General features: G+C 71.8%; 13 protein-coding genes and 1 riboswitch. Of the genes, 6 read left to right on the top strand and 7 right to left on the bottom strand.

Annotated features, from left to right (window positions below):
• Positions 1–304: 304 nt before the first annotated feature.
• The 3 genes from ACFYNP_RS22530 to thrC form a co-directional block, all read right to left on the bottom strand.
• On the bottom strand, positions 305–508 hold the full coding sequence (locus tag ACFYNP_RS22530) for a cold-shock protein (protein ID WP_005315736.1): 204 nt from the start codon (positions 506–508) through the stop codon (positions 305–307).
• Between the two features lie 433 nt (positions 509–941).
• A complete protein-coding gene (locus ACFYNP_RS22525; RefSeq protein WP_388407158.1) occupies positions 942–1,217 on the bottom strand; it encodes a MoaD/ThiS family protein in 276 nt (91 codons plus the stop codon).
• 31 nt (positions 1,218–1,248) lie between these two features.
• Positions 1,249–2,535: a threonine synthase gene (thrC, locus tag ACFYNP_RS22520; protein WP_388787574.1), complete on the bottom strand. Its 1,287-nt coding sequence runs from the start codon at positions 2,533–2,535 to the stop codon at positions 1,249–1,251.
• A 17-nt stretch (positions 2,536–2,552) separates the two neighbouring features.
• Positions 2,553–2,718, bottom strand: a riboswitch (SAM riboswitch).
• 136 nt (positions 2,719–2,854) lie between these two features.
• Here thrC and ACFYNP_RS22515 point away from each other — a divergent pair.
• Entirely contained in the window at positions 2,855–3,802 is a 948-nt protein-coding gene (locus ACFYNP_RS22515; RefSeq protein ID WP_388787572.1) for a glucosyl-3-phosphoglycerate synthase, read from the top strand.
• Between the two features lie 73 nt (positions 3,803–3,875).
• Here the strand turns inward: ACFYNP_RS22515 and ACFYNP_RS22510 are convergent, their stop codons facing one another.
• Positions 3,876–4,838, bottom strand: coding sequence for an alpha/beta hydrolase (locus ACFYNP_RS22510; protein ID WP_388407164.1), 963 nt, complete (start codon positions 4,836–4,838; stop codon positions 3,876–3,878).
• A 130-nt stretch (positions 4,839–4,968) separates the two neighbouring features.
• On the opposite strand from ACFYNP_RS22510, the gene ACFYNP_RS22505 reads away from it, so the two are divergent.
• Positions 4,969–6,039 carry a GlxA family transcriptional regulator gene (locus ACFYNP_RS22505; RefSeq protein WP_388787569.1) on the top strand — a complete coding sequence of 357 codons (1,071 nt, stop codon included), beginning with the start codon at positions 4,969–4,971 and terminating at the stop codon, positions 6,037–6,039.
• Positions 6,040–6,069: 30 nt separating this feature from the next.
• A complete protein-coding gene (locus tag ACFYNP_RS22500; RefSeq protein WP_388787566.1) occupies positions 6,070–7,581 on the top strand; it encodes a trehalose-6-phosphate synthase in 1,512 nt (503 codons plus the stop codon).
• Positions 7,582–7,646: 65 nt separating this feature from the next.
• Here the strand turns inward: ACFYNP_RS22500 and otsB are convergent, their stop codons facing one another.
• From otsB to ACFYNP_RS22485, 3 genes are all read right to left on the bottom strand, one after another.
• Entirely contained in the window at positions 7,647–8,486 is an 840-nt protein-coding gene (gene otsB / locus ACFYNP_RS22495; protein WP_388787563.1) for a trehalose-phosphatase, read from the bottom strand.
• A gap of 99 nt (positions 8,487–8,585) precedes the next feature.
• Complete coding sequence (locus ACFYNP_RS22490) at positions 8,586–8,819, bottom strand: DUF3263 domain-containing protein (RefSeq protein WP_388407174.1); 234 nt, start codon at positions 8,817–8,819, stop codon at positions 8,586–8,588.
• 676 nt (positions 8,820–9,495) lie between these two features.
• Positions 9,496–10,713 (bottom strand): extracellular solute-binding protein, encoded by a 1,218-nt coding sequence (locus ACFYNP_RS22485; RefSeq protein ID WP_388787560.1) that lies wholly within the window; start codon positions 10,711–10,713, stop codon positions 9,496–9,498.
• Between the two features lie 282 nt (positions 10,714–10,995).
• Between ACFYNP_RS22485 and ACFYNP_RS22480 the strand changes: the two genes are divergently transcribed.
• The 3 genes from ACFYNP_RS22480 (at position 10,996) to ACFYNP_RS22470 (ending at position 14,239) form a co-directional block, all read left to right on the top strand.
• Entirely contained in the window at positions 10,996–12,096 is a 1,101-nt protein-coding gene (locus ACFYNP_RS22480; protein ID WP_388787557.1) for an ROK family protein, read from the top strand.
• Entirely contained in the window at positions 12,096–13,241 is a 1,146-nt protein-coding gene (gene nagA / locus ACFYNP_RS22475; RefSeq protein ID WP_388787554.1) for an N-acetylglucosamine-6-phosphate deacetylase, read from the top strand. The genes ACFYNP_RS22480 and nagA overlap by 1 nt, the downstream gene beginning before the upstream one ends.
• 77 nt (positions 13,242–13,318) lie before the next feature.
• Entirely contained in the window at positions 13,319–14,239 is a 921-nt protein-coding gene (locus ACFYNP_RS22470; protein ID WP_388787551.1) for a 1-phosphofructokinase family hexose kinase, read from the top strand.
• Position 14,240 lies beyond the last annotated feature (1 nt).

Raw genomic sequence — 14,240 nt, 5'->3', positions numbered from 1 at the left:
ACGCGGCGAAACCGCACATGATGACTGCCCCGCGCCCCCAACACCCCGTTCCCGCCCGCGGACCGTGCGTGGCTGTTCGCGCAGTTCCCCGCGCCCCTGAAGGTGACCCAGCGCCCCGCCGCCCTCGCGGCGATGCCGCGCACATGCCACAGCCCCCGCAATCCTGTAGGCGAGTCAGCACCCCACCGTTCGCGCTCGCCGCGGTGGAGCCGGGCCGCAGCGGGGCCGGGGGTGCTCGAAGGGGGCCACCCTCTCGGGTGGCCCCCTTCAAGTTTGCTTGCGTCGCTGGTCGATCGCGCCGAGATCAGACGGCGAGCTTGACCATGTCCGCCTGCGGACCCTTCTGGCCCTGCGAGATCTCGAACTCGACTCGCTGACCTTCTTCAAGGGTGCGGTAACCGTCCATCTGGATCGCGCTGTAGTGGACGAAAACATCCGCACCACCGTCGACCGCGATGAAGCCGTACCCCTTCTCCGCGTTGAACCACTTGACGGTGCCCTGAGCCATGCCTAACTCCCCTATTACTGGCCCTTGCACGGGACCACACTTCGCGGACCCGGGTCAGACCTGCACCCTCCGACAGGAGAGGGTGTGCGCCGGAACGCGTCGACCGCGGCTGAATGTATCTGTCCAACTGCCCTCTGCAACAGGTCAATCGGACGAGAATTCCGGGCACGCACGGGGAGCGGAATGCCATTTATTCTGCATTCCGGGGCAAGTCGGGCCGGACAAAGCGCACTTACTGCGCAAAGGGCTCTCACACTTTGACCCCATGTTGTCGCGTTCTCATATGCACTTGGCACTCGAAGCGAAGGGGCTTCCCCAACTCTACCCCGCTCAACCATGTTGAATTGCCCCCTCCGCTTCTCGTGCGGAGGGGGCAACTCAGGGGCAACTCAAGAGCAACTCCGAGTACGACTCGGGTTAAACGCGGCGCGGCTCAGCCGCCCGCGACGGCCGGGATGATCGAGACGCCGGCGCCCTCGGGGGTGGCGGTCTCCAGGCCCTGCTCGAAGCGCACGTCGTCGTCGTTGACGTACACGTTGACGAAGCGGCGCAGCTTGCCCTGGTCGTCCAGGACGCGGGCGGCGATGCCCGTGTGGTTCTTCTCCAGGTCGGCGAGGACCTCGGCGAGGGTGGTGCCCTCGGCGGCGACCTCGGCCTTGCCGTCGGTGTAGGTGCGCAGGATCGTGGGGATGCGGACGTTCACGCTCATGGTTCGGTGCTCCTAGTCGATCAGCAGTGGCTCAGTGGGCGAGGCCCGCGTCGCGGAAGGCGTCCAGGCTCGGGCGGATGGTCGCGGTCGCCTGGGACGTGGCGGCCACCGCGTCCAGCGTCTTGAGCCCGTCACCGGTGTTGAGCACGACCGTGGTGAGCGACGGGTCGAGGAGGCCGGCCTCGATGAGCTTCTTGGTGACGCCGACCGTCACACCGCCCGCGGTCTCCGCGAAGATGCCCTCGGTGCGGGCGAGCAGCTTGATGGCGTCGACGATCTGCTCGTCGTTCACGTCCTCCACGGCACCGCCGGTGCGGCGCGCGATGTCCAGGACGTACGGGCCGTCCGCCGGGTTGCCGATGGCGAGCGACTTGGCGATGGTGTCCGGCTTCTGCGGGCGCACGACGTCGTGACCGGCCTTGAAGGCGGTCGACACCGGGGAGCAGCCCTCGGCCTGCGCGCCGAAGATCTTGTACGGCTTGTCCTCGACCAGGCCGAGCTTGATCAGCTCCTGGAGACCCTTGTCGATCTTGGTGAGCTGGGAGCCGGAGGCGATCGGGATGACCAGCTGGTCCGGCAGCCGCCAGCCGAGCTGCTCGCAGATCTCGTACGCCAGCGTCTTGGAACCCTCGCCGTAGTACGGACGCAGGTTCACGTTGACGAAGCCCCAGCCCTCGCCCAGCGGGTCGCCGATGAGCTCGGAGCAGAACCGGTTCACGTCGTCGTAGTTGCCCTCGATGCCGACGAGCTCGCCGCCGTACACCGCGGCCATGACGACCTTGCCCTGCTCCAGGTCGTGCGGGATGAACACGCAGGAGCGGAAGCCGGCCCGCGCGGCGGCGGCGCCGACCGCGCCGGCCAGGTTTCCGGTGGAGGAGCAGGAGAGCGTGGTGAAGCCGAAGGCGCGGGCGGCCTCCAGGGCCTGGGCGACGACGCGGTCCTTGAAGGAGTGCGTCGGGTTGCCGGAGTCGTCCTTGACGAACAGCTTGCCGGGCTCGACGCCCAGCTCTCGGGCCAGGTTCTCGGCCTTGACGAGCTTGGTGAAGCCCGGGTTCAGGTTCGGCTTGTCGGCGACGTCCGCGGGGACGGGCAGCAGCGGGGCGTAACGCCAGATGTTCTCGGGGCCGGCCTCGATCTGCTTGCGCAGCGCCTCGGGGTCGCCGAGCGGCAGGTCATAGGCCACTTCGAGCGGTCCGAAACACAGTTCGCAGGCGAAAATCGGCCCGAGTTCGAAACGCTGGCCGCACTCGCGGCAGGAGAGTCCGGATGCCGGACCGAGGTCGACGGCGGTGCGGGTTTCAACAGTCTGAGCAGACATGGAGGGGAGGCCCTTTCTCCTCATCTTCCTCATGACGAACTTCGCCATGAGACGGATTTGGCACCTTCCCTAGCCGGTGGCCTCGTGTCCGGACCGTGTCGTGACCGACGCGATCGACGAGAACCGACTGGAGGGTTGCCGGGGCTTCAACGGGCCGTATCCCTCTGCCCCTCTGGATGAGCGGTATTCGATTGTCAGCGTGACGACGACCCCCGACATGCGACGGTCATCCGCGTTGTTCAAGACTGTAACCGAAGCCCTGGACGGTTGAGATAGTCGTCCGAACCGCGAGATGGATCACACAAGGAGGCCAGGAGCCGTGCTGGAAGAGGTGGAACGCTGGCTGAGCAGGCGTTCCTGGGCCGCGGCCGAGCGACCGATCGAGCGGATCCTGGCCGCGAAGCACCGCACGGGGACCACGGTCAGTGTGGTCCTGCCCGCCTTGGACGAGGAGGGCACGGTCGGTGAGATCGTGGCCGCGATCCGGCGCGAGCTGATGACGGAGGCCGTGCCGCTGGTCGACGAGCTGGTGGTCGTCGACTCCGGTTCCACCGACCGTACGGCCGAGGTCGCGGCGAAGGCCGGCGCCCGGGTCGTGCACCGCGACGCGATCCTGCCCCGCCTCCCGGCGCTGCCCGGCAAGGGCGAGGTGCTGTGGCGCTCGCTGCTCGTGACCAGCGGCGACATCGTGTGCTTCATCGACGCCGACCTGAAGGACTTCGACGCCGGGTTCGTCTCCGGCATCGTCGGACCGCTCCTGACCGACCCGGACGTGGCGTTCGTCAAGGCGATGTACGACCGCCCCTTCGGGACCGGGGCCGGCCAGGGCGGCCGGGTCACCGAGCTGGTGGCGCGCCCGCTGCTCAATCTGCACTGGCCCCAACTGGCCGGAATCGTCCAGCCGTTGGGCGGCGAGTACGCGGCCCGGCGCTCGCTCCTTGAGCGGCTGCCCTTCCCCGTCGGGTACGGCGTGGAGCTCGCGCTGCTGGTGGACGCGCTGCACACGGTGGGCCTGGACGCGCTGGCCCAGGTCGACGTGGGCGTGCGCAAGCACCGCCACCAGGACGGGCAGGCGCTCGGCCGGATGGCCGCCGCGATCTACCGCACCGCGCAGTCGCGGCTGTCGCGCGGCCATCTCGTCCGGCCCGAGCTGACCCAGTTCGAGCGGGGCGAGCACGGCTTCGTACCGCGGACATACGCGGTGGACACCGAGGAGCGGCCGCCGATGCGGGAGATCGAGGAGTACGCGGTCCACCGCGCGGCCTAGGCGGCGTGGTCCACCGCGCGGCCCGGGCGGCGTGGTCCGCCGCGCGGCCCGGGCGGCCGCGGCTTCGGCCGGGTCAGCGCGCGGCCCCGGCGGACTCTCGGGGGTGGAGGGCCTCGCGCAGGGCGCGTACCTGGTCGGTGAGGTTGCGTTCGCTGATCCGGGCCCCGGGGAAGAGGAGGTCGAAGCCGTGGACGGCGCCGGGGACCTGGACGAGTTCGGTGGTGACGCCGGCGGCGGACAGGCGGGCGGCGTAGTCGCGGCCCTCGTCGCGCAGCGGGTCGATCTCGGCCACGGCGATGTAGGCGGGCGGCAGGCCGCTGAGATCGGTGGCGCGGATCGGGAAGGCGTACGGGTCGGCGTGGCCGTCCTTCGCGTAGTACCGCACGGCCCGTTCCAGCGCGGCCCGGTCGAAGACCGGGGTATCGGTGAACTCCCGTGCCGAGGCGGTGGTGAGACCGCCGTCCACGCTGGGGTAGGTCAGGGACTGGAAGAGCAGGTGCGGACCCGCCTGGTCGCGGGCGCGGAGCACGGTGGAGGCGGCGATGTTCCCGCCGGCGCTGCCGCCGGCCAGCGCGATGCGTGTGGGGTCCGCGCCGAGTTCGGCCGGGTTGTCGGCGATCCAGGTCAGAGCGGCGTAGGCGTCGTCGGCCGCGGCCGGGTAGGGGTGTTCGGGGGCGAGGCGGTAGTCGACGGAGACGACGACGGCGTGGGCGTCGCGGGCGTAGCGCAGGGAGCGTCCCTCTTCGGCCTCGGGGGATCCGTAGGTGAAGGCACCACCGTGTATGTAGAGGATCATCGGCAGGTCCTCGGTGGTGTCCGGGCGGTAGACACGCAGTCGCAGTGGCCCTGCGGGGCCGGGGATGTACAGGTCTCGCACCTCGACCCGGTCGTCGACGGGGGTGTCGGGGTGTGCGCGCAGCAGGGCGTAGCGCTGGGGGTCGGCGAGGACGGCGTCCAGGCCACGGACGGGGAAGACGCCGGTGTCGGCGGTGTCGAGCAGGGTCTGGATCTCGGGATCCACAGCGGGGACGGTCATGGCTGGATGAGCACCTTCCGGGTGTTCGACCGGGTGCTGCCCGGCCTGATGTGCGGAACTGATCTCAGTCTCTGCCGATCACGAGCGGCCCAGAAGTGGCCCGAGAGTCACTATGTGCAACTATCGGGCCATGACTGTGGCGACTCCGCATCTTGTGGCCGTGCTGGCTCTCGCACCGGTGGTGGCCTTCGACCTGAGCATCCCGGCCCAGATGCTGGCCGCGGTCGAGACCCGCGCGGGCACGGCGGCCTACGAGGTGCGCACCCTCACCCCGGACGGCTCCCCCGTACCGACGGTGAACGGGTACGGCGTCACACCGCAGGGCGACCTGTCCCTGCTGGAGCACGCCGACACGGTGATCGTCGCCGGCACCCGCTGCCCGGAGGTACTGGACGGCGGCACGGTGGCCGCCCCCGTCGCCGAAGCGCTGCGCCGTGCGGCCCGGCGCCGTGCCCGGGTGGTGTCCCTGTGCACCGGCTCGTTCGTGCTCGCGGCCGCCGGCCTGCTGGAGGACCGCCGGGCCGCGACCCACTGGCGCTACGCGCAGCAGTTCAGGCGGCTCTTCCCCGCGGTCGACCTCGACACCGACCCGCTCTACATCGCCGATCGCGGGATCCTGACGTCGGCCGGCGGCGCGGCCGCCATCGACCTGTGCCTGCACCTGGTCAGGGAGGACCACGGCAGTTCCGTGGCGAACCGGGTGGCGCGGTACAACGTCGTCGCGCCCATGAGGGACGGAGGGCAGGCGCAGTACGTCGAGCACCCGGTCCGGGAGGACGCGGGCACCTCGACGGCCCGGGCGCGGACGCTGATGACGGAACACCTGGATCGGCGGCTTTCCCTCCAGGACCTCGCGGCCCACTGCCACATGAGCGTACGGACCTTCACCAGGCGCTTCCGGCAGGAGACGGGACTCTCCCCGGCCGAGTGGCTCGCCTCGGCCCGCCTGGCCCACGTCCGCCATCTGCTGGAGTCGACCGAACTGCCCGTCGACGACATCGCCGCCCGGGCCGGCCTGGGCAGCGGCGCCAACCTGCGGCAGCACATGCGCACCGCCCTGGACATCACCCCGTCCGCCTACCGGCGGGCATTCCGCTCGGCCACCCCCGCCTCCGCACGGCCCCTCTCCGAGGACGAGCGGGCCCGGTGGCGGAGGGGGTGGCCGGTTCCTTCCCATGGGGGTGGGCGTACGGGTGTTTGAGGTAATGCGGGGCGGGCTAGGTTCCGCAATATGGTCACCGCGCAGGAAACTCCCCGGGCTCAGGTCCTCGTCGCCTCCAACCGAGGCCCCGTTTCGTACACCCTGAAGGACGACGGGTCCCTCGAATCCAAGCGGGGCGGGGGCGGGCTGGTCTCCGGGCTCAGCGCGATCGGCTCCGACGTGGACTCGGTGTGGGTGTGTGCCGCGCTCGGCGAGGGCGACCGCGCGGCCGTACGGCAGGGCGTGGGCGAGCAGGGCGTCCGGATGCTGGACATCGACCCCGAGGTGTTCGCCGACGCGTACAACGGCATCGCTAACTCGGTGCTGTGGTTCGTCCAGCACATGCTGTACCAGATCCCGCTGGAACCGGTCTTCGACGCGGAGTTCCGGCGGCAGTGGGCGTCGTACGAGGCGTACAACCGGGCCTTCGCCGAGGCGCTGGCGGCCGAGGCGGCGGACGGGGCGCGGGTCCTGGTGCAGGACTACCACCTGGCGCTGGTGCCGGGCATGCTCCGCGAGCTCCGGCCCGACCTGCGCATCGGCCACTTCTCGCACACGCCGTGGGCGCCGGTGGACTACTTCCGGATGCTGCCCGACGACATCGCCGAGCAGCTGCTGCGCGGGATGCTGGGGGCCGACCGGCTCGGGTTCCTCACCCGGCGGTGGGCGTCGGCGTTCCTGGACTCGGTGGCGGGCGTGCTGCCCGCGGAGGCGGGCGAGGTGTCCGGGCCCGACGCGCAGGGGCGCCGCTTCTTCCGGCACGGGGCGGCCGGGGGGTCCGGTGGGTCCGGTGGGTCCGGTGGGTCCGGTGGGTCCGGTGGGCAGGAGCGTACGACGGAGATCGCCGTGCACTCGCTCGGCGCGGACGGCGACTTCCTGCGGAAGCGGTCGCACGAGGCCGATGTCGAGGACCGGATGGCGGCCCTGCGCGAGCAGATCGGGGCGGGCCGCAAGACGATCGTGCGGGTCGACCGCACCGAGCTGTCCAAGAACATCGTGCGCGGGCTGCTCGCCTACCGGCATCTGCTCGACACGCACCCCGAGTGGCGCGAGCGCGTCGTGCACGTCGCGTTCGCGTACCCCTCGCGGCAGGACCTCGCGGTGTACCGGGACTACACGGCTGAGGTCGCCCGGGTCGCCGAGGAGATCAACTCCCTTTACGGAACGCCTGGTTGGACCCCGGTCGTGCTGCACGTCCAGGACGACTTCGCGCGCTCCCTCGCGGCGTACCGGCTCGCGGACGTCGCCCTCGTGAATCCCGTCCGCGACGGCATGAACCTCGTCGCGAAGGAAGTCCCGGTGGTCTCCGACGCGGGCTGTGCGCTCGTGCTCTCGCGGGAGGCGGGGGCGTGGGCGGAGCTGGGGGACGACGCGCTGGTCGTGAACCCGTACGACGTGACGGGGACGGCGTCGGCGCTGCACGCGGCGCTGTCCCTGCCGGAGGGGGAACGGGCCGAGCGCACGAAGCGGTTGGCGGCGGCCGGCACGGCGCTGCCGCCCCGGCGGTGGTTCCTGGACCAGCTGGAGGCGCTGGGGGGCTAGGGCCTGCCTGGGCGCCGCCCTCGACCCCGGAGGGCGCGCGGCGGGCTACAGGTGCTGGGCCAGGGCTACAGGTGCTGGGCAAGGGCTGTCAGGAACGCCGTTACCGCTGCGGGCCCGTTCAGGGAGAGGTCGGCCCGCTCGGCCAGTTCGGGGATCACCGTGTCCGCCGCCACCAGCAGCCCCGGGGTGCCGTCCGAACGGAGCTTCTCGACGGCGGCGAAGGCGGGGAGGTCGCCGAGGTCGTCGCCCGCGTACAGGACGGACTCGGCGCCCACCTCGCGCAGGTACGCCGCGAGCGCCACCCCCTTGTCCATGCCGGGGGGCCTCAACTCAAGGACCATGCGGCCGGGTTCGAGGACCAGGCCGTGCCGGGCGGCCAGCTGTGCGAGAGGGTCGCGCAGGGCTTCGAAGGCGGCCTGGGGGTCGGCGGCCCGGCGGGTGTGGACGGCCACGGCCTGGCCCTTCTCCTCCACCCACGTGCCGCGCCAGGCCCCGTGCGATTCCAGGAACCCGGGGAGTTCCGCGCGGGCGGCGGCGACGCCGGGGTGGGGCGCGGGGGTGTGGACGGTGCCGGTGACCGCGTCCCAGCGCTCGGCGCCGTAGTGGCCCAGGACCACCAGGTGCTCCAGGCCGGGTACGCCGGCGAAGCCCCCGTAGCGGACGGCCACACCGGCCGGGCGGCCGGTGATCACGGCCACGGAGGCCACGTGCGGGGCGAGCGCGGCGAGCGCGGGTACGGCGTCGGGGTGGGCCCGGGCCAGCTCGGGGTCGGCGACGATCTCTGCGAGCGTGCCGTCGAAGTCGATGGCCACGACGGCCTTCTCGGGCCGCGCGAGGATCGCCGCGAGGCCGTCACGGCCGGACGGGGTGGCGGGGGTCGGCAGGGGTTCCGGTTGGCTTCCCATGCGGGTGACCCTATCGGGGAGCCGGCCGGTGGCGGACGGGGGCACGTGTGGCGCAACGGGGCGTGGGGCCCGGCGCCGGCCCGTCCGGCTCGGCTCTGGTCAGCGCCGCCCGCGTTGTTCGTCGCGGATCCGGCGGAGGCGGTTGACCGTGACCGGGTCGTGGGACAGGGCGCGGGTGTCGTCGAGGAGGGCGTTGAGGAGCTGGTAGTAGCGGGTGGGCGACACCCCGAGCTCCTCGCGGATGGCCCGTTCCTTGGCGCCGGGTGTGGACCAGGCCTGCGCTTCCATCCGGAGGACGGCGCGGGCGCGGGCGTCCAGGTCGTCGTCTGCCATGCCGCCCACGGTAGCCGCCCCGGGCCCCGGAGGCGCGGGTGACTGGGGCTCTGCCCCGGACCCCGGAGGCGGACGTGGCTGGGGCTCCGCCCCGGACCCCGGAGGCGGACGTGGCTGGGGCTCCGCCCCGGACCCCGGAGGCGGACGTGGCTGGGGCTCCGCCCCGGACCCCGGAGGCGCGGCCTCGTCTGCGTCCTTCGTGCTTCGTCCGCAGGCCGTGCGGGGCTGGTCGCGCAGTTCCCCGCGCCCCTAAACCCGTTTACGTCCTCGCACCGTGGGTGGTTGTTCGCGCAGTTCCCCGCGCCCCTAAAGGCCCCTGTCGGCTGCGGACCACGGTCGCTTCTCGCGCAGTTCCCCGCGCCCCTGGCCGTACCGGTGCTGGGGCACCTACAGCCCGTCATGGGGGTCCCCCTGGCCCTTAAGGCCTTGGGGGAGATTGAGGACGAGCGCCGTCCAGGCGCGAACGGGGGTGCAGGGGGCGGAGCCCCCGCAGGGGTCTGGGGCGCAGCCCCAGGGCTCAGCTCACCCAACCCGCCGCACGGGCGGGCGGGTGGGCAAACCCCCGGGGTCTGGGGCGCAGCCCCAGGGAGCCGGAACCCAACCGACCCCGAGCCACGGGCGGGCGGGTGGGAAAACCCCCCGGGGTTCGGGGCCGGGGGCCCCGAGGAAGCCAGGGCTATTCGGCGTTCTCCGCGTCCAGCGCCACCTTCGCGATGTCCTGCAGAACCGCCTTCGGCGACCCCCCGGGCGCCACAGCCGTACCGATCTTCTTCTTCACCGTCTCGCTCACCTTCGGCCACGACGTCTTGCCGACCGGCGGCAGCTCGGACGTCGGCAGTGCGGCCAGGAACGGCTTCAGCTCCTTGTGCTTGGCGTCCGCCGCCATCGCCGAGGACGCCGACACCGTGGACGGCAGCAGGTCGTACTGGTCGGCGAACCTGAGCACGTTGTCGTCGGAGAACGTGAAGTCCAGGAACTTGCCGATCTGCGCCCGGTGCCCGCCCTGCTTGAAGCCCATGATCCAGTCGGCGACACCCATCGCCGCCTTGGCCTGGCCGTTGGGGCCGGGCAGCGGGACCATGCCGAACTTGATGCCCTTCTTCTTCGCCTGCTCCATCAGCGAGGGGTGGCCGTTCAGCATGCCGACCTCCCCCTTCGCGAACGCGTCGAACGCGGCCTGCCGGTTCAGCTTGGCGGGGGCGACCGGCCCGGTCAGTTCGGGCTCGACCAGGTTGGTCTTCAGCCAGTCGAAGGTCTGGATGTTCTCGGGCGAGTCGATGTCGTAGCCGTCGACGGTGTTGGTGTAGCCGCCGTTGCCGCTGAGCATCCACATCATTGTCTCGGCCTGTGCCTCCTCGCTGCCGAGCGGCAGCGCGAAGGGGGTCTTCACCCCCTTGGCCTTGAGCGCCTTGGCGTCGGACGCGATCTCGGCCCAGGTGGTGGGCGCCTTGATGTGGGCCTGGTCGAAGAGCGTCTGGTTGTAGAAGAGCAGCCGGGTGGAGGCCACGAACGGCATGCCGTACTGAACGCGCTTGACGTTGCCCGCGTCCGCGAGCGGGGAGAGGAAGTTGGCCTCGACGGGGATCGAGAGCAGCTGGTCGACGCTGTAGAGCTTGCCGCTCGCCGCGTAGTCGGAGTACGCGCCGATCTGCGCGATGTCGGGGGCGTTGCCCGCCTTCACCATCTCGGCGACCTTGGCGTCGACCACGTCCCAGGAGAAGACCTGGACGTCGACCTTGATGTTCGGGTTCTTCTTCTCGAAGTCGGCCACCACGTCGTGCCAGTACGTCTTCGTGGTGTTGCCGCCGGCTATGTCGTAGTCGGCGGCCACCAGCTTGAGGGTGACGTCACCGGACCCGCTCTGCCCGCCACATCCCGAGAGCACTGCCGTCATACCGAATGCGGCAACCGCCGCGGTCAAGCCCAAGAAGCGCCTGCGCACGCGCTATCCCACCCTCGTTGTGATCCTGGCGGATCCAGCCGGTCCCCCGTGACGTCCTGTATTGAGCTGCGATTTTCCCTCATACGGGGGAATGAGGTCTACACCAGTCGCATATCGCTTCCGCAACGCCCGGAGCAAGAGTACATTGGGAAACTTTCAGCGCAGAAAGCGCTTTCTCTTTCTTCCGGCGAGTGGACTAGACCTTTAGTGGGTGTTGGCGCGAGACTGTCCTCCGTGAGACACGTCATCGCCCTGGATGTGGGCGGCACCGGGATGAAAGCCGCCCTGGTCGGGGCGGACACCGCGCTGTCCGGGGACACTGCCCCCAGCCCCCCCAGGCTGCTGCACGAGGCGCGCAGGCCCACCGGCAGGGAGCGCGGGGCCGAAGCCGTGGTCGAGTCGATCCTCGCCTTCGCCGAGGATCTGCGGGCGTACGGCGAGGAGCACCTGGGCGAGAGCGCGGTGGCGGCCGGTGTGGCCGTGCCCGGCATCGTCGACGCCGAGAACGGGATCGCCGCGTACTCCGCGAACCTGGGCTGGCAGGACGTACCGATGCGGCGGCTGCTCAGCGAGCGGCTGCACGGGGTACCGGTCGCGCTCGGCCACGACGTGCGCACCGGCGGTCTGGCCGAGGGCCGCGTCGGCGCGGGCCGGGGCGCGGACCGCTTCCTGTTCGTGCCGCTCGGCACCGGGATCGCGGGCGCCATCGGCATCGACGGCCGGGTCGAGCCGGGCGCGCACGGCTTCGCCGGGGAGATCGGCCACATCGTCGTACGCCCCGGCGGCGTCGCCTGCCCGTGCGGCCAGCGGGGCTGTCTTGAGCGCCTCGCCTCGGCCTCCGCGGTGTCGCTGGCCTGGGCCGAGGCCAGCGGCGACCCGGCCGCGGACGCCGCCGACTGCGCCAAGGCCGTCGAGTCGGGCGACCCCCGCGCGATCGCCGTGTGGCGCGACGCGATCGAGGCGCTCGCCGACGGTCTGGTCACCGCGCTCACCCTGCTCGACCCCCGGGTGCTGATCATCGGTGGCGGACTGGCCGAAGCCGGGGAAACCTTGTTCGTACCGCTCCGGGCCGCGGTGGAGGAGCGGGTGACGTTCCAGAAGCTGCCCGAGATCGTCCCCGCGGCCCTCGGGGACACCGCCGGGTGCCTGGGCGCGGGCCTGCTCGCCTGGGACCTGGTGGCGGAAGCCACCCGACCCGCCACTGCCGCCAGGACCGTTGAGAACGCCAAGACCGCCGGCACCGGCGGACCGAGCGCCGACCCGGCCCCCGACTCCGATCCCAGTGCCGACCCCAACCCCAGTGCCGACTCCGACTCCAGTGAGGTAACCGCCTGATGGCCGCATCGAAAGTTCTCTCCGGCGCCCGTGTCGTCCTCCCGACCGGGGTCGTCGAGAACGGACGCGTGATCGTCGACGGCACCGTGATCGCCGGAGCCGCCCCGGCCGATGCGGCCTCGCTCGACCTGTCGGGCCACTGGATCGTTCCCGGCTTCGTCGACATGCACAATCACGGCGGCGGCGGCGCCTCCTTCACCAACGGCACGGTCGAGGACGTCCTCAAGGGCGTCCACACCCACCGCCTGCACGGCTCGACCACCGTCGTCGCCTCCACGGTGACCGGCGAGATGGACGTGCTCGCGCAGCGCGCCGGGCTGCTCTCCGAGCTGGTCGAGCAGGGCGATCTGGCCGGCATCCACTTCGAGGGCCCGTTCATCTCGCCCTGCCGCAAGGGCGCGCACAGCGAGAGCCTGCTGCGCCACCCGGACCCGGCCGAGGTCCGCAAGCTGATGGACGCCGCGCGCGGCACCGCCAAGATGTTCACGCTCGCCACCGAGCTGCCCGGCGGCCTGGACTCGGTGCGGCTGCTCGCCGAGCACGGCGTCATCGCCGCGATCGGCCACACCGACGCCTCGTACGAGCAGACCGTCGAGGCGATCGACGCGGGCGCCACCGTGGCCACCCACCTCTTCAACGCGATGCCCCCGCTCGGCCACCGCGAGCCCGGTCCGATCGCGGCGCTCCTGGAGGACGACCGGATCACCGTCGAGCTCATCAACGACGGCACGCACCTGCACCCCGCGGCCCTGGAGCTCGCCTTCCACCACAAGGGCGCGGGCCGCGTCGCGTTCATCACCGACGCGATGGACGCGGCCGGGTTCGGCGACGGCCTCTACCACCTGGGCCCGCTGGAGGTCGAGGTCAGGGAGGGCGTGGCCCGGCTCGTGGAAGGCGGCTCGATCGCGGGCTCCACGCTCACCCTGGACCGCGCGTTCAAGCGCTCGGTGACGGTCGACGGCATCTCGGTCGAGGACACCGTACGGGCGCTGTCGGCGAACCCGGCCCGGCTGCTCGGCCTCGACGGCAAGGTCGGCTCGCTGGAGCCCGGCAAGGACGCCGACCTGGTGGTCCTGGACGCCGAGTTCAGCGTCAAGGGCGTGCTGCACAAGGGCAGTTGGGTCGTCGAGCCCGAGCTCGGCTGAGCCCCGGCCGCACGTCTTTCGCACGGCGGCCGGTCCGGGGGCTGGGCCTGCCGCCGTCCGTTTGACATGATCACCGGGTGATTCTGACCGTCACGCTGAACACCGCACTGGACATCACCTACCGCGTCCCCGCCCTCGTACCGCACGCGAGCCATCGCGTGGACGAGGTCACGGAGCGCCCCGGCGGCAAGGGCCTCAACGTCGCCCGGGTGCTCGCCGCGCTCGGGCACGAGGCGGTCGTCACGGGATTCGTGGGCGGCCCGAGCGGCGAGGTGCTGCGCGCGCTCCTCGCCAAGGACGCGCCCGTCGACGAGCTCGTCTCCATCGGGGGCGCCACCCGGCGGACCATCGCCGTGGTGGACGCGGCGACCGGCGACACCACCCAGCTCAACGAGCCCGGACCGCTCGTCTCGCCCGCCGAGTGGGAGGCCTTCCTCGTCACGTACGGAAGGCTGCTGGAGGGCGCGGACGCGGTGGCGCTGTGCGGGAGTCTGCCGCCGGGTCTGCCGGTGGGGGCGTACGCACAGCTGGTGCGCCAGGCCCGCGGCGCGAAGGTTCCGGTGCTCCTGGACACCAGCGGCGAGGCGCTGCGGCGCGGGATCGCGGCCCGGCCCGATCTGGTCAAGCCCAACGCCGACGAGCTGGCGCAGCTGACCGGTTCGCGCGAGCCGCTGCGGGCGGCGCGGGACGCGCGCAGGCGCGGGGCGCACACGGTGGTCGCCTCGCTCGGCGCCGATGGACTGCTCGCCGTCTCCCCCGACGGCCTGTGGCAGGCGGCGCCGCCGGCCGTGGTGCGCGGCAATCCGACGGGCGCCGGCGATTCGGCGGTGGCCGGTCTGCTGTCGGGTCTGGTCGAGGGCCTGGACTGGCCCGGGCGCCTGACGCGCGCGGTGGCCCTGTCGGCGGCGACCGTGGCGGCGCCCACGGCGGGCGATTTCGATCGCGCGACATACGAGAAAACGCTCGGCTCGGTGCGCGTGAGCGAGCACGCGTCCTGAG

It is taken from the genome of Streptomyces sp. NPDC006691, assembly GCF_042869955.1.
In the GTDB taxonomy this organism is placed as follows: domain Bacteria; phylum Actinomycetota; class Actinomycetes; order Streptomycetales; family Streptomycetaceae; genus Streptomyces.
The sequence above is the reverse complement of the archived record's forward strand: the minus strand, read 5'-3'. Positions and strand labels throughout refer to the sequence as shown.

Excerpts from the sequence above, each read along its gene's own strand:
- ACFYNP_RS22530 (WP_005315736.1), bottom strand. The coding sequence starts at position 508 with ATGGCTCAGGGCACCGTCAAGTGGTTCAACGCGGAGAAGGGGTACGGC.
- ACFYNP_RS22525 (WP_388407158.1), bottom strand. The coding sequence starts at position 1,217 with ATGAGCGTGAACGTCCGCATCCCCACGATCCTGCGCACCTACACCGAC.
- thrC (WP_388787574.1), bottom strand. The coding sequence starts at position 2,535 with ATGTCTGCTCAGACTGTTGAAACCCGCACCGCCGTCGACCTCGGTCCG.
- ACFYNP_RS22510 (WP_388407164.1), bottom strand. The coding sequence starts at position 4,838 with ATGACCGTCCCCGCTGTGGATCCCGAGATCCAGACCCTGCTCGACACC.
- ACFYNP_RS22505 (WP_388787569.1), top strand. The coding sequence starts at position 4,969 with ATGACTGTGGCGACTCCGCATCTTGTGGCCGTGCTGGCTCTCGCACCG.
- ACFYNP_RS22500 (WP_388787566.1), top strand. The coding sequence starts at position 6,070 with ATGGTCACCGCGCAGGAAACTCCCCGGGCTCAGGTCCTCGTCGCCTCC.
- otsB (WP_388787563.1), bottom strand. The coding sequence starts at position 8,486 with ATGGGAAGCCAACCGGAACCCCTGCCGACCCCCGCCACCCCGTCCGGC.
- ACFYNP_RS22490 (WP_388407174.1), bottom strand. The coding sequence starts at position 8,819 with ATGGCAGACGACGACCTGGACGCCCGCGCCCGCGCCGTCCTCCGGATG.
- ACFYNP_RS22485 (WP_388787560.1), bottom strand. The coding sequence starts at position 10,713 with ATGACGGCAGTGCTCTCGGGATGTGGCGGGCAGAGCGGGTCCGGTGAC.
- nagA (WP_388787554.1), top strand. The coding sequence starts at position 12,096 with ATGGCCGCATCGAAAGTTCTCTCCGGCGCCCGTGTCGTCCTCCCGACC.